This window comes from Lysinibacillus sp. GJ-1 (genome assembly GCF_021166035.1).
GTDB classification, from domain to species: Bacteria; Bacillota; Bacilli; order Bacillales_A; family Planococcaceae; genus Lysinibacillus; species Lysinibacillus sphaericus.
The window spans coordinates 4,199,879-4,215,383 of the sequence record NZ_CP088912.1 but is presented as its reverse complement, the minus strand read 5'-3'; the positions used below and the strand labels follow the sequence as shown (position 1 = coordinate 4,215,383).

14 protein-coding genes and 1 riboswitch are annotated in these 15,505 nt (G+C 36.9%); of the genes, 11 read left to right on the top strand and 3 right to left on the bottom strand.

What is annotated here, in order from left to right; all coding sequences use genetic code 11:
* Positions 1-10 precede the first annotated feature (10 nt).
* Both LO754_RS20960 and LO754_RS20955 read left to right on the top strand, forming a co-directional pair.
* Entirely contained in the window at positions 11-1,375 is a 1,365-nt protein-coding gene (locus tag LO754_RS20960; RefSeq protein WP_029747361.1) for a sensor histidine kinase, read from the top strand.
* A gap of 6 nt (positions 1,376-1,381) precedes the next feature.
* A complete protein-coding gene (locus LO754_RS20955) occupies positions 1,382-2,074 on the top strand; it encodes a response regulator transcription factor (protein ID WP_024363954.1) in 693 nt (230 codons plus the stop codon).
* A 95-nt stretch (positions 2,075-2,169) separates the two neighbouring features.
* Here the strand turns inward: LO754_RS20955 and LO754_RS20950 are convergent, their stop codons facing one another.
* Positions 2,170-2,766, bottom strand: coding sequence for a YdhK family protein (locus LO754_RS20950; protein ID WP_231785195.1), 597 nt, complete (start codon positions 2,764-2,766; stop codon positions 2,170-2,172).
* Positions 2,767-2,918: 152 nt separating this feature from the next.
* Positions 2,919-3,112: riboswitch (cobalamin riboswitch) on the top strand.
* A 148-nt stretch (positions 3,113-3,260) separates the two neighbouring features.
* Between LO754_RS20950 and LO754_RS20945 the strand changes: the two genes are divergently transcribed.
* The 5 genes from LO754_RS20945 to LO754_RS20925 all read left to right on the top strand — a co-directional run bounded on the left by LO754_RS20945 (position 3,261) and on the right by LO754_RS20925 (position 8,330).
* Entirely contained in the window at positions 3,261-4,307 is a 1,047-nt protein-coding gene (locus LO754_RS20945) for an iron chelate uptake ABC transporter family permease subunit (protein ID WP_231785194.1), read from the top strand.
* Positions 4,308-4,312: 5 nt separating this feature from the next.
* Positions 4,313-5,110: an ABC transporter ATP-binding protein gene (locus LO754_RS20940; protein ID WP_231786365.1), complete on the top strand. Its 798-nt coding sequence runs from the start codon at positions 4,313-4,315 to the stop codon at positions 5,108-5,110.
* A gap of 86 nt (positions 5,111-5,196) precedes the next feature.
* Positions 5,197-5,367, top strand: a complete 171-nt coding sequence (locus LO754_RS20935; RefSeq protein ID WP_172583029.1) for a hypothetical protein — start codon at positions 5,197-5,199, stop codon at positions 5,365-5,367.
* A 117-nt stretch (positions 5,368-5,484) separates the two neighbouring features.
* Positions 5,485-6,606: an endonuclease Q family protein gene (locus LO754_RS20930; protein WP_231786364.1), complete on the top strand. Its 1,122-nt coding sequence runs from the start codon at positions 5,485-5,487 to the stop codon at positions 6,604-6,606.
* Positions 6,607-6,710: 104 nt separating this feature from the next.
* Positions 6,711-8,330: an S-layer homology domain-containing protein gene (locus tag LO754_RS20925; RefSeq protein WP_231785193.1), complete on the top strand. Its 1,620-nt coding sequence runs from the start codon at positions 6,711-6,713 to the stop codon at positions 8,328-8,330.
* 259 nt (positions 8,331-8,589) lie between these two features.
* Here LO754_RS20925 and LO754_RS20920 read toward each other — a convergent pair whose 3' ends face one another.
* Complete coding sequence (locus LO754_RS20920) at positions 8,590-8,877, bottom strand: DUF2653 family protein (RefSeq protein ID WP_231785192.1); 288 nt, start codon at positions 8,875-8,877, stop codon at positions 8,590-8,592.
* Positions 8,865-9,341, bottom strand: coding sequence for a hypothetical protein (locus LO754_RS20915; protein ID WP_024363961.1), 477 nt, complete (start codon positions 9,339-9,341; stop codon positions 8,865-8,867). The genes LO754_RS20920 and LO754_RS20915 overlap by 13 nt, the downstream gene beginning before the upstream one ends.
* A gap of 185 nt (positions 9,342-9,526) precedes the next feature.
* Here LO754_RS20915 and LO754_RS20910 point away from each other — a divergent pair, with 185 nt between their 5' ends.
* The 4 genes from LO754_RS20910 to hemG all read left to right on the top strand — a co-directional run bounded on the left by LO754_RS20910 (position 9,527) and on the right by hemG (position 15,417).
* Positions 9,527-10,540 (top strand): YdcF family protein, encoded by a 1,014-nt coding sequence (locus LO754_RS20910; protein ID WP_024363962.1) that lies wholly within the window; start codon positions 9,527-9,529, stop codon positions 10,538-10,540.
* A 73-nt stretch (positions 10,541-10,613) separates the two neighbouring features.
* Entirely contained in the window at positions 10,614-11,900 is a 1,287-nt protein-coding gene (locus LO754_RS20905) for an SEL1-like repeat protein (RefSeq protein WP_024363963.1), read from the top strand.
* A gap of 677 nt (positions 11,901-12,577) precedes the next feature.
* A complete protein-coding gene (locus LO754_RS20900) occupies positions 12,578-13,867 on the top strand; it encodes a globin-coupled sensor protein (protein WP_231785191.1) in 1,290 nt (429 codons plus the stop codon).
* A 155-nt stretch (positions 13,868-14,022) separates the two neighbouring features.
* Entirely contained in the window at positions 14,023-15,417 is a 1,395-nt protein-coding gene (hemG, locus tag LO754_RS20895) for a protoporphyrinogen oxidase (RefSeq protein ID WP_231785190.1), read from the top strand.
* The last annotated feature ends 88 nt before the right edge of the window (positions 15,418-15,505 follow it).

Here is a 15,505-nt window from a genome sequence, read left to right as displayed (position 1 = left end):
TGGTTACAGGATGAAAAAACTTTCACTAAAGCTTGGCATTATCTTTTTTATCACATTGTTTTGCATCGAAACATTTATGATGTTATTTTTGCATCTTTCTTTGACGAATTCGAGAGTTGATGAAGAACTAACAAACTTGCAGACAACGGGTAATTCGCATCGAAAGATATTGGAGCAAAATTTCGAAAAGGAAACGTTATCACATATAGTATTAATGGAATCCCGAGATAATACGGACGTTGTGATTGCAGATCGTGCTGGCAAAATTTTAGCTACTTCTTCGCCGCACCTTGATATAAAAGCATATTTACAGAGGCTTGGAGCAAGTGTACCTTATGATGGTCAGGTGCTAGAGAACAATTGGCAAGATGAAAAGTATATAGCGACCGTTAGTCCAATTCAAAAACAGCAAAAGACCATTGGCTATGTTTTTATGTTCCAAAATACAGATTCTATCCATGCCTTAATGGAGCGATTAAATAAACACTTCCTAATTGTTGGGCTTGTGTCGGGATTGGTGACCATTGTAGTGATTATTGTGTTATCTAGAAAGCTTGCTCGTCCATTAATTGAAATGAAAGAAGCAACATTAAAAATGAGTAAAGGGGACTTTACAGTAGCCCTTTCAACGAATGGTCAAGATGAATTAAGTGATCTTGCGAATGCTATTCAACTATTATCTAATGACTTAAATCATTTACGAGAGGAAAGAAAGGAATTTTTATCGAGTATTGCTCATGAGCTGCGAACACCGATTACATTTATAAAAGGTTATACAGATATTCTTTATAAACGAGATTTATCGGAACGAGATCGTCAAAAGTATTTACGTATTATTATTGAGGAAACGAATCGATTATCAAGGTTAATAAAAGACTTATTTGATTTAGCAAAAATGGATGAAAATGCATTTGTTATAAACAAAGAATGTCTTCATATGGATGACTTTGTGGCAAGTATTGAGGCAAAGTTAAGACCTGCTTTCCATGAAAAACAAATTGACCTTTTTGTGCAATGTGAAGCGGGACTAACTTTATTGGCTGATACAATAAGGTTGGAGCAAATTTTTTTGAATTTGTTAAATAATGCGCTGACTTATTGTTCCTCAGGAGATTCGACTTTCTTACAAGTGGAAAGAAACAATCATTTCGTATCAATTATTATAAAAGATACCGGAAAAGGAATTCCGCAGAAGGATTTACCTTATATTTTTGAACGTTTTTATAGGGTTGATAAATCTCGTACGCGTGCCAATGGCGGTTTAGGATTAGGACTTGCCATTGTAAAGGAGCTCGTTCATGCACATGGAGGGGAAATTACCGTTGTTAGTGAGGAAAACAAAGGGACTACTTTTAAATTATTGTTTAAGGAGTAGGAACAAATGAAAACATTATTATTAATTGACGATGAACCAAGGATGTTAGAGTTACTTACCCTTTATCTTGAACCTTCTTTTCATTGTATTGCTAGGTCGTCTGTAAGAGATGCTTTAGAATATTTAGAAGAACATCATATAGATTTAGTGCTGTTAGATATTATGATGCCTGATATGGATGGCTGGCAAGTATGTCAGGAAATAAGGAAGTTTTGGGACGTACCAGTTATTATGCTTACGGCAAAAGGGGAACAGGCTGATATTATAAAAGGGCTAAATCTTGGAGCTGACGACTATATTTTAAAGCCTTTCGATGAGGAAGAATTGTTAGCGCGTATACAGGCTGTTTTAAGAAGAACAAAGGCTGAAGAAATCGTTATTAATTTCGAAGGGCTACGCTTAAATAAAGAATCTTTTGAGTTATCTTTTCACCAAGAGATGATTTCTTTAACGCCAAAAGAATTTTTGATGTTAGCGTTATTTCTTGATTATCAAAATAAAGTTTTCTCTAGAGAGCATTTAATCAACACTGTATGGGGATATAATGTAGCAATTGAAGACCGAACGATTGATTCACATGTCCGCAATTTACGGGATAAGCTTCGAAAAAGTGGCTTTCCAGTGGATGATTATTTACAGACAGTGTGGGGAATCGGCTATAAATGGCATAAAAGCGGTGACAAAAAGGTTTTAGAATGAGGCTGGGACATAACTAAAAAAATTTAAGGAACAGAGAAAAGGTGTTAGATTGACTGCCATCAATCTAACACCTTTTCTCTTTTGTCCCAACCTCATTATTTTGTCGCTAGCTCGCTATCAGTCACCCATTTATGATTTTTCATTTCTTCACCAGTAGTTGTTAAAGCAAAATCGACCATATAGACAGTCGTTTGTACGGCATCATCAATGCGTACAGTCGCATTTTCCATGCCTGTCATATGGGTAGCATCAGTTTTTACTTCTGATCCTGGTGATAAAGGTGCTTCACCTGGGTCGATTAATTCCTCATGAATCACCCATTTATGATTTTCAATTGTCTTACCACCAGTAGTAGGCTCAAATGAAATAATGTATGCTGTCGTATCGTAAGCGCCGACAATTGTCGCTTCGGCTCCTGTCATTCCTGACATATGGCAATCTGTAAGAATAGCCTTACTGCCGACAGGGAACTTTGGATTTTCGGCTGTTTTTAAAGTGGCTGGAACTTCACCAGAGCTTGAATGATTCATCATGGAATGATCCATTTCATCCCCATGATCCATCTCTTCGCCGTGCTCTGTTTTGTCGCTTTGAGCAGATTCTGACTTCGCTGTATTATCAGCACAAGCTGAAAGTATTAGTAAAGCAATTGCTGCTACTAACATTAGGAGCCGATTTTTATTTAATACCATATGAATTTCCTCCTTCGATTTGGATGTGTCTTTAATGTAGCAAGTAAATGTGCAGAAATGATGGATTTAGTTTGAAATGAGGAAAGATAGATTCCTAAATGAAGGAAATAATAGACTACGATAATGATGTATGATAGAATCGTCATAATTTTAAAATTTCAGATACTAATGGTGTGACGCTTGTAAACACGAGCATCACTTAAAAGGGAAGTCGGTGTAAATCCGACGCTGTCCCGCAACTGTAACGAGGAGTTCTATGATAGTGTAGCCACTGTTTTTAAATGGGAAGGCAATCGTAGATACGATGAATCGAAGCCAGGAGACCTGCCAGTTAGTTCATACCTGTAATGCCCACGAGGATGCAAGCAATTACGGACAATTGATGGATATTTCTCCTAATTTGTTTAGCTAAGGGTATTTCTATGCATGTATGCGTAGAATGCCCTTTTTTATTGCTTCGTCTTTATCATGATTGATAAGGAGTTCATAACCAAATGAATAAAAAATTTATGTTATTTTCTTTGACCCTTTTTCTAGTGCTCATTACGTCTATGACAGTGGCCATTATGATTGGGTCTGTGTCAGTTACGCCGTTACATGTATGGAAGGTAATTCTTTCGAAAGTGCCATTATTCCCTCATGTTATAGAGGCGGATTGGAGTCGTTCGCAAGAGATTATTATATGGCAAATCCGTGTTCCTCGTGTGATCCTGGCGGCTGTTGTTGGTGCAGGCTTAGCGGTTGCTGGTGCTGCTGTTCAAGCACTAGTCCGTAATTCGATAGCCGATCCGTATATTTTAGGTATTTCTTCGGGAGCAACAGTGGGCGCAACGGCTGTCATTATTTTAGGGGCGTTTTCATTTTTAGGTATCTACGCCCTTTCAGTCTCTGCTTTTTTAGGCTCTTTTATGGCAATTGTCTTAGTATTTTTGTTGTCGCGTGTAGGAGGACGTATTTCGATTTTTCGCCTTTTACTAGCGGGGATGGCGGTGTCCTTTATCTTATCTGCCACTTCGAATTTTATGTTAATGATGTCTAAGGAAGAGGGCGGGATTAAAGCCGTTATGTATTGGATGTTAGGCAGTCTCGCAGGAGCAAAATGGAGTAATTTATTTATTCCAGTCATTGTCTTTTTTATCGTATTTGGGTTGTTGTGGCTATACTATCGAAATCTGAATTTATTACTACTTGGGGAAGAAGCAGCCGTCACGTTAGGGGTAAATCTTCAACAGTTTCGCATACAGCTAATAGTACTCGTATCTTTACTGACAGGTGTGCTCGTTGCAGTAAGTGGGTCCATCGGGTTTGTTGGTTTAATTATTCCGCATATCGTACGCTTGTTAGTTGGCTCTAATTATAAACATGTTATCCCCATAAGTGCATTGTTAGGGGGAATTTTTCTAGTTTGGGCTGATGCGTTAGCGCGTGTATTAATAGCCCCAGAAGAAATGCCGATTGGTATTATTACTGCTTTTTGTGGGGGACCATTTTTCATTTGGCTACTACGTCGAAACAATTATTCATTTGGTGAAGGGGATTAAAGGTGATGACATTAGAAGCAAAGGAAGTATCATTCTCCATTCATGATCAGTGCATATTAGAGAAAGTAAGCATTCAAATAAAAGCAAAGCAGTTTGTTGGGTTGATTGGCTCTAATGGTAGCGGAAAGTCTACACTATTAAAAAATATGTATCGTTTATTAAAGCCAGAAAGCGGTACAGTGTTATTAAATGAGCAAGATATATTTAAGCAATCAAGTAAAATCATCGCAAAGAAATTAGCAGTTGTCAGTCAAGAAACGCCTGTGTTGTTCGACTTTCAAGTAAAAGATTTAGTGAGTATGGGAAGAACACCACATAAAAAACTTTTTGAGATGGACAATAAGGAAGACTTTAATATTGTAAAAGAAGCCTTGTCTCAAACAGGTATTGCCCATTTAGAAACACGTAGTTTTAGTTCCCTTTCTGGAGGGGAAAAAAAGAGAGTGATGGTTGCGCGTGCACTTGCACAGCAAGCACAGATACTTATTTTAGATGAGCCGACAAATCATTTAGATATCCACCATCAATTACAACTAATGGATTTAATTCAAACACTGCATTTGACGGTTGTCGCCGCCTTACATGATTTAAATATGGCCGCGATGTACTGCGACTACATTTATGTTTTACAACAAGGTCGTATCGTTCAATATGGTACGCCAGAAGAAGTGTTAACACCTAAGCTGCTGGATGATGTTTTTGGAGTATGCGCCGACATTCAAACACATCCACTAACAGGCAAACCATATTTAACCTATTTAAGTGCCAGTCACTCAAACAATTTTCGAACAATTTCCACATAACACTGCTTAAAGAAATTATCCAATTGCCCTTTGTATAGTTGTGAGATATTCGGGGAACGTTATTTTTGAAAGGATGCGTGATGAATATGGAAGAAGTAAAATTTGCACAATTAGATCACACACAGCTTGAAAAAATTAATGAACTCGAAAAGAAAATTGGCGTTACATTGGTTGCATATGATTCAGCAGCAATGCCAAACCAAGGTTCAGGTTCGTACGAGACTGATAAAGGCGCTCATCAAAACCATCCATCCTAATGCTTGAAAATACCTTGCAGCAATGTAAGGTTTTTTCATTTTATAATAAAACAAAAGGAGATGTGTACATTGTTTCATGACTATTATGCAGATTTACATATTCATATTGGACGAACAATGAGTGGGCGCGCAGTGAAAATTACTGGGAGTAAAACGTTAACATTAGCACGGATTTTAGAGATGGCTAGTGCCAAAAAAGGGCTTGATATTATCGGCATTATTGATTGTCATTCACCAGAAGTCATTGCTGAAATGAATATAATGATACAACAAGGCAAACTAAAGGAGTTATCGCAAGGTGGACTCCGATTTCAAGAAACAACGCTTATTCCAGGTTCTGAAATCGAAATATATGATAGCTCCTGCCATGGACCAATTCATGTGCTAGCTTATTTCCCTACTATTCAAGTGATGGAGAATTTTTCGAATTGGATGAGCCAGTATATGAAAAACATCCATTTAAGTTCACAGCGTATTTATTGTGAAGGCCAAACTGTACAACAAAAAGTGCGGGAATTAGGGGGGCTTTTTATTCCAGCACATGTTTTTACGCCATTTAAAAGTTTATTTGGAAAAGGTGTTCATATAAGCTTAACAGAAGTATTCAATCCACAGCTTATAGATGCTATAGAGCTTGGTTTAAGTTCTGATTCCAATATGGTCAAAAACATAAAAGAACTTCAAGCCTATACATTTGTTACAAACTCTGATGCACATTCGCTTGGGAAAATGGCTCGTGAATATCAAAAACTAAAATTAATGGCGGCTAATTTTAGCGAATTAAAGATGGCGCTTCATGAACAGGATGGGCGGGCAGTAGTGGCGAATTATGGGTTAAATCCATTGCTCGGCAAATATTATCAAACTGTTTGTGCTAATTGTGGTAATCAGCTAAGTGCAGACGATACGCTTTGTACATCTTGTGCAAGCTCGAAAATTATTAAAGGTGTTGCGACACGTATTAAGGAACTATCAGAGCCGTATGTTGATGAACGTGAAAGACCACCTTACATCCATCAAGTACCACTTGATTTTATACCAGGTTTAGGTCCGAAAATGATGGAAAGATTATTACATGCATTTGGGACTGAAATGACGATTTTACACCGTATCACGACCGAGCAACTCGAGGAAATTGTGCCACAGAAAATAGCTACGATGATTGATTTAGCGAGAACGGGACAATTACATATTGAGGTTGGTGGTGGAGGTGTCTATGGAAAGGTACAGCATAAATAGAGCAGGAAAAGAATGCTAGCCAAAGTATTTACAATATAATGCACCCACTTTTATCCTTAATCTAGTAAACTAGTAATTAGTAGATGAGCAGGAGGAGTGGGTATATGCAATTTTCAAAAAAATTTCGTTTTTTAGCTGCTAGCATGCTAGCTTTACAATTAACAATACCTGTAGGTGCAAGTGCGGAAAAGAAAGAAGATCATATAGCGCCAAGCTGGGTTGTACAGGCTGATTACATAGCGCTAGGCGATTCATTAGCACATGGTATGAATGAAGTCGGAGCCATTGGCTTAGGCTATACAGATTTTGTAGCACAGGCATTACAACAAGAAGGTTTACTTACATCCTATAATAAAGGGTTTGCCTATTCGGGGTATACAACTAAAAATGTGTTAAAAGACTTACAAGATGATGTAGAAAAGCCAGTGACGGGGTTTGGTTATACAAATGATCGTGCAAAGCTTAGAGCTTCAATTCAAGAGGCAGAGCTGATTACGTTAACTGCTGGTGCTAATGATTTATTGCCAATTCTAAAACAATCGTCAACAACTGGTATTGATACAGCCGCCATTATAAAGGCATCTCAAGAAGCTATAAATAATATAGCGGCAATACTCAAGGAAATAAAGAAGTTAAATCCACAGGTACAAATTTACGTGATGGGCTATTATAATTCTTTCCCTTATTATAGCGAAGACTTGCAAACACAGTTTAAAATGCTTTTAGGTATCATGAATGCTTCTATTAAAACAACTGCTGAGAAAGCAGGTGCAATATTTGTGCCAACATATGACGTAGTGGCGAAAGATGTACCTAACTTTTTGCCAAATCCAGAAAACATTCATTTAAGTGAAGCAGGTTATTTAGCAGTAGCAAAGCAGGCATTTTTACCAGCTATTAAAGCAAGTTCACTATGGGATGCTTCTTCAGCAATCCAAGTCAATGTTAATAGTAGTACAGAGGCAAATGTAAAATGGCTAGCGGCAACTGATAATGAAGGGGTTACGAACTATCATGTGTATTTGAATAATACACTCTACTCTACAGTCGATGCCAATCAAACAGCTATAACGCTCGATAGTTTAGTAGATAATACTACTTATACTGTTGCCATAAAAGCGATAGATGCGGCAGGGAATGAAAGTGTACAAAGTCCAACTGCAACTTTTACAACAGGCAGTAAAGTGCAATTTTTAGATATAGAAAATCATTGGGCAAAGGAGTTCATTCAAAAAGCGGCTGCAAGAGGCATGATGAAGGGCTATGCTGATGGTACTTTTAGACCTGAACAAGATATTACACGCGCACAAGCAGCAGCGATGCTTGTTAGAAGCTTAGGTTTAACAACAACTAGCAAAGCGCCTTTCACAGATATAGCGAGCTACGATGCCGAAACACAGTCAGAAATTGCTGCTGCTTATGCACATGGTCTTGTGAAGGGGGCGGATGGCAAGTTTAATCCAAGCCAGCCTATTACGCGCGCGCAATTAGCATTAATGATAAATCGTGCTTATGAAAAACAGTTTAACCAAACATATGTTGTGAAAAATCAAACACCGTTTACCGATATAACTAGCTACAATGATGAAACGAAAAATGCCATCACAATGCTGTATGAGCTTGGTATTGTTGCAGGAAGTGAAGGAAGATTTTCTCCTGAAGCCCCAACAAAGAGAAGCCATGCTGCTAAAATATTAGTGAACTTTAGTGAACGTTTGAAATAAACCTTCTTTAGGAACTTCTTGAAAGCGAATCTGTCAGAGGTCATTACGGTTAAGCTAACTATTAAAAAGCCGTTCAATAAATCCACTAAGAAGATTTATTGAACGGCTATTTGTTTTAATAGTGAGTAGAGGTACTCTACTTCAATAAGTCAGGGATGAGTGTTAAATCAACGCTGAACTATGAGTGGTCTTTCAGTAGATGTCACAGACTAATGCTTAAATAATCTGGACAAACTCAACAGACCTAATGGATTTTAAACTATGATAGTTTGGCAATAATGCCTTCTTCATCATCTAAAATTAGCTCAATACCAGTTGAGAAAGGATCGCCGTGTAGGACGTCTTTAATCCATACACGTAATGCGCCAATCATAGCAGCGGTATTCAATACTTCGATTTTACCGTTTGTTTCGACTTCCGCGCCGAAGCCTGTCTCATCTTCGTACGTTAGCTCAACAAGTACGTCTTCAGGGCGAACATTTAGATGGTAAGCCTGTGAAAGACAAATTGCATTGATAATATCTTGCTCGTTAATTATTTGTGCCATTGTGTAGCTTCCTGTTCTTTACGCTTTTTGTCTTTAAACATATTGATAATTTTCACGACAAGCATCACAATTACAGCAATAGCAGCGATATTAATTAATAAACCTAAAATATTACCAAGCATACCTAAACTACTAAATAGACTACCGAATAGTAAACCTGCTAAACCACCTAGCATTAAGCCCTTCATAAGGCCGCCAGAGAAAAAGCCACCTTTTTTTGCAGTAGTTGAATCTGTTTTGTTTGTAGACGTAGTATTATTTTTATTTGTTGTAGCATTATTTTGGTCTTTAGAATTATCCTGAGATTTTTGGATATTTGAGCTATTGTTGTTGTTTGAGAAGCCTTTTTTACCTGACTTATATGATTTCGCTTCTGCAGTTGGTGTGTCTGATATTAATAGTGTTGCGCCAACTGATGCAAACATTAGTGTCGCTGCAAAAAGAGCAGCAAGAATTTTTTTCATTACTTACATTCCTCCAAAATAATTTTTTGTTTTATCATAAAATAGTTCTTAATAGTAATTTTACATGAACTATAGTGAAAAATAAAATATTCACTACCTGTAATTTAGGAAATTTGCAATATATGAACAAGTAGTGTCAGCATACTGCTGAATGGGAATAGAAAGGAAGGAAAGGAGTAAATGCAGTGCTTCCAACAATGACATTATTAATTTCAATATTTTTAATGCTGTATATTACAGAAAAAAGACGCTTTATTAACGCTGTCGTTTTAGGCTTAATAGGGTTGAATGTATTTGTAGGTATGACAACACGTTATGATTTATTTATTAACGAACAAGGTATTGTGTCCAAAATGGGTATCATGACGTTGTTCGGTATTATACCAGGTATCATGTTAATACTATCCATTGCGATGTTTTTCAATAGTAAAATCCTGCTTGAAAAAGAAGGGCGAAGATTTCGAAATGTATTACTAGCTGTGTTTGGCTTGGCTTTCTTTGCAATGATGATTGGCTATGTTTTCGTATTCTTTACGAATATTGAAAATCCTCTTTGGCATATTCTTTTCTTTTATGCGTTTTTGATTTTTGCTTATACAGTATTTTTATATACAAGTGTGATGGTCTACGCTATCATTTATCATTTTGCACCGATAACATATGAACCTGATTATATTCTTGTGCTGGGATCTGGCCTAATTGGTGATAAAGTTCCTCCTCTATTAGCAAGCCGTTTAGATGAGGCAGTCAAGCAATATAAAAAATATGGAGAGCGACCTTTTATTATCGTCTCGGGTGGGCAAGGGCGCGATGAACAAGTTTCAGAAGCGTTTGCGATGGAAACATATATGATAGATAAACATCAAATACCGAATCGGAAAATATTGATGGAAGATCGGTCGACAAATACAGAGCAAAATATGGCGTTCTCTAAAGCGATCATGGATGCGCACGCGCAAGGGAAAAAGTACCGTTCACTTTTTGTTACGAATAATTTTCATGTATTTCGAGCGAGTATTTATGCAAGAAGGGCAAAGCTTGATGCACAAGGTGTAGGCTCTAAAACGGCGTTATATTATATACCTAACGCTTTTACTCGTGAATTTATCGGTTTGTTAGAAATGTATAAATGGGGACATATAACGCTCTTTTTCGTCATTACGTTATTTGTAGGACTAATGTTAAGAGCATATGTGTAACCATTCTTGAACTGCCTTCCATATAATAATAGCAAGGCAGTTTTTTTACATAGTGTGCAAGGGGGGAAATGAAATGTACGGGCAATTTTTAGCAAAGCAAAATAAGGAGCGAACGGAGTCCTTACAACAATCAACAAATATACAGAATACATGGTTTGCACAAAACCTCACTTTACTCATATTGGATGAAGTACAACTGACAACCTTGCAAAAGATGCTCTATCAAGTTATTCAGGGATTGCTAAGAAAAAAACATCAGCGACACTTACAAATAGTACATCCTGAGCAAACACAAACAGTGCAAGACAATGTACTAACGCTGTTAGCAGAATATGATGATGTATTGCGTGAGGCAATCCCACTCCCGATATATATTTTAATATGGCAAATTACTTCCTTAGAGAAGTTAGCGTATACAACGGAGGTTGTTGATGATGTCCTCGATGTCCTGGAATGGTATTTTACACATCAGGACGAAACAGTTGCTGTTTTTGAAGAAGAAGATTTAGACCATGAAGAAATCATCGATTTATACAAAGCTGCGATTGAAGAACAAGATGCAGATGCCCAATTTGAACTTGGAGAATATTATAGTGCAAATGAGGATACATTTTTCCAACCGAAAAAGTCGATTAAGTGGTTTGAATTAGCGGCAAAACAAGATAATGCGAATGCCCAATATGCTCTTGGTAACTATTATTTTGAAGGAATTGGTGTAGAAGAGAGTTATGATCGTGCTTTTAAGTTATACGAAGCTGCAGCGCAACAAGGGCATGCAGATGCGGCAAATAATTTAGCGGATATGTATTTGAATGGTGAGAGTGTACCAGAAAATATGTCACTTGCTAAACATTGGTTCGAGATTGCTGCCGCACAAGGGGTGGCAGAGGCAATGTTTACATTAGGTCTTATGCATGAACAAGGGTTAGGTGTTGCAATAGATGAAGAGAAAGCATTTGCCTTTTATAAAAATTCGGCTGAGGCAGGCTATGTTGAAGCGCAATACAGACTAGGTGGGATTTATTTAGAAGGTCACTTAGGGCAAGCGCGGGATATAAATCGTGGTTTATATTGGTTTGAAAGAGCGGCTGAACAATATCATGTAGATGCATTTTATGATTTGGGCTTTATTTGGAGCAAGGGTTTAACGGGGATTCGTAATATTGAAAAAGGTATTCATTGGTTCAAGCAAGCCTCACTCCAAGGAGACCCTGAAGCAAAATTGCAGCTTGGTCATATTTATAACAAAGGTGAGGGAATACCACGTAATATTAAAGAAGCGAAAAAATGGTATGGGCTTGCGGCAGAAGCAGGTATAGAAGAAGCAACCGTTTTACTAGAAGAATTAGAAGAACTTTAAATTTGAAATTTTATGATATTGAAATTTACCCGTAACGGTTAGCTGTGAACTAGGCGTTGCGGTTTTTTATTGTGGTGGATGAGCAAATAGTGATCATACATCTATACATAGAAAAATGATATGAGAGAGAATTCGTTTTTACAGGAGTAGACTGTTAATAGAATGGTTATTTTATGCTATTTATTAACAAAATTTACAATGGTTAATTATATTCATTTTTAAATAAAAAAACAGGATAAAGGACTCTTAATAAATGGCCGAAGGGGAGATATTGAAATTACAGATACTTAATATTACATGTAGTGTTGCAGAGGGAATACGTAAATTCTAATAAATACTGTAGAAATAGCTACTGAAAAAAATTATGATAGCGTTTTATTGCAATTTAACAGTTGAAGACCATTTAGTTTACGTTTAAACTGTATGCTGTTTAATGGTAAAATATAGGATATAATAAATTGACAATTATATTAAAAATGTATAATGTATATGAGTGATTTTAATAATGAAAAATAATGAATTACTGCTTATTATGATGTTATTTTGTTATATTATTTTCTTGTAAATTTATTAATGGTTGTGGTATCTTTTCATAGATTTGTCAATATATTTGGGTAAACGGAAATGGGATTTTTGCTCAGCTTTTCAAAAGAACACGTAATGAAAGAGGGAAAAGTGTGATTTTTCAAAAACAGAAAAAGGCAATGACGTTAGATTTACAGCAATACTCGGTGACAATGGATGTTCCGAACTCTCGAACACTGGTTAAGCAAATTGAAATGCTAAATTTGACAAAAGAAGATTTACAATATTTAAAAGCTTTTAAACCATTTGTTGAGGACAACATAAATCACATCGTTGACCGGTTTTATGAAATGATTGGAACTGAGCATAGTTTAGTAGATATTATTAATAAACATAGTTCTGTGGATAAATTGAAGGTCACATTGCGTCGTCATATTATTGAAATGTTTAACGGTACAATTGATGAGGAATTTTATAAAAGACGAGTAAATATCGCCAAAGTGCATGTACATATCGGACTGAGAACACAATGGTATATTTGTGCTTTCCAAGATTTAACCATGTCATTTATTGATTTAGTTGAAGAACATGTAGTGCATCCGAAAGACCAATTGAATACAATACGAGCAATTTCTAAAATTTCTAATTTCGAGCAGCAACTTGTATTAGAAGCGTTCGAAAGTACAATTGAGCAACTGAAGGAAAACGTTGAACGTGAGAAAGAAGCAGTTGAGAAAAAAATTGTGGAATCGTCAGAAGGATTAGCGACCATTTCACAAGAAACAAATGCCTCCTTCCATCTATTAAATAATCAATCACATGAAATTAAGCAATTGGCAAAAAAATCGCTTCAGGTGAGTACGTTAGCAGAAAGTCAAGCAATAGAAGGTCGCGAATGCTTACAACATCAATCTCAAAATATGTGTAATATTATTCAGTCAGTGGATGATATTACGGATAATATTAAACAATTAACGGATATGTCGAAAGAAATGGAAGCGATTATGAATGTTGTAACGAACATTGCCAACCAAACAAATCTGCTTGCTTTAAATGCAGCTATTGAAGCAGCCCGCGCTGGAGAGGCGGGGAAAGGCTTTAGTGTTGTGGCAGAGGAAGTACGTAAATTATCTAGTCAGACGAAAGAATCTGTTACATCCGTTGCAAAATTATTAGAAAAAACGACAGAGCGAACGTCTAAACTGGCATATTCGCTTAGTAATATTCAGGCAGAGGTTGCTTCAGGTGAGGAGAACATGGCTCAAACTGAAGGACAGTTTAATAAAATTTTAGATGCAATGACAGAAGCTAAGTGTCAAAATGACCTTATGGAAAAAGAGGTTCAGGCCTTAGTTCAGGTCCTTCATGAGCTTGGGCTAGCATTTAATGAAGTAACAAATTCAGCTGACAAATTAGCAAATGTCGCACAAAACTTAAACTAGGTGAACTTTCGGTGTCAGGCACTCAAACAATTTCGAATTGTTTGAGTGCCTGACACTTTATAGTGTTGCTAAATTTGTAATGGGTTGAACGTTATTGTTTGTGAAAAAAGTTTATACTAATAAGGAGAGAAATAACGAATTAGGGGCGATACTTTATGAAAACAATAGTTGTATTAGGTGGCGGCATTACTGGTTTATGTACGATGCATTATTTACAACGCCAAGTATTGCAAAAAAACATAGATGTCAAACTAGTGCTTGTTGAGAAAAATCCCTACTTAGGTGGTAAGTTACATTCCGCTTATGAGCAAGGATTCATTATGGAAACGGGTGCTGACTCGATTGTGGCTCGTCATAAAGGGGTCATGGAGTTGGTGCAGGAGCTTAATTTCGAACAGGAGCTAGTGTACAACGAAACAGGGGTATCTTATATCTATACAAATGACGAATTACATGCGATCCCTGCTGATTCAACATTCGGTATTCCAATGAGTTTAGCGTCTCTTGAAGCGAGTACACTAGTATCAGAAGCAGGTAAACAACAGGCATTACAAGATTTAACAATGCCGAATAAAGGCTTTACTAAGGACAGCTCAATCGGTGAGTTTTTAACATATTACTTAGGGGAAGAACTTGTACAAAATCAAATTGCACCAGTATTAGCTGGGGTATATTCGGGTGACCTCCATCAACTGTCGATAGCATCTACCTTACCGTACATAATCGACTATAAAAATGAGTACGGTAGTATTATTAAAGGTTTTGAGGCAAATCGCGAACAATTTGTAAAAGCTTCCAACAAAAAGTTTATTTCGTTTAAACAGGGCTTATCATCACTTATCCATCGTCTTGAAGAAACGTTAACAAATGTAGAAATTATTAAAGGCGTAGCGACAACCAATGTAAAAAAACATGAAGAACATTATACAATTACATTAGCAGATGGAAGCATGTTTGAGGCTGAGCACGTAGTATTAGCACTGCCAAATGAAGCCGTACAAAGCTTATTACAGGACCCATCATTGGATCGCTATTTTAAAGAATTTACTACAGCCTCTGCCATCACCATTTACCTAGGCTTTGATGTACCAGACGCAGTGCTACCGGCAGATGGGACAGGCTTTATTGTGTCACATAACTCGAATGTACAATGCAATGCCGCAACATGGACAAGCCGAAAATGGAAACATACATCTGCTAATAGCAAATTGCTCGTGCGCCTCTTTTATAAGAGCATTAACCCTGCGTATGAAACATTACGTATGATGACAGATGAAGAATTGACAGCTGTAGCATTAGAAGATGTAAAGAAAAGTTTAGGCATTGATGAAAAACCAATGGTTGTAAATGTAGCCAAGTGGATCGATCAAATGCCAAAATACGATTTGGCACATCATGAGGCGTTGAAAGGCTTAACAGTGGAGCTTGCAGAACGGTATCCCAACTTATCGATAGCAGGTTGCTCATATTTCGGCGTAGGTATTGGTGCTTGTATTCAAAATGGTAAAAAAATAGGCGAAGCGCTTGCGGAAAAACTAGTATCACGGTGAAGTTAAAGCTAAAATAATATTTTTTTCGTGAGAAATCTTCTTTGTTAAGTGAAATAGTCTTGACTCTATCGCCTGTAAACGATATGAT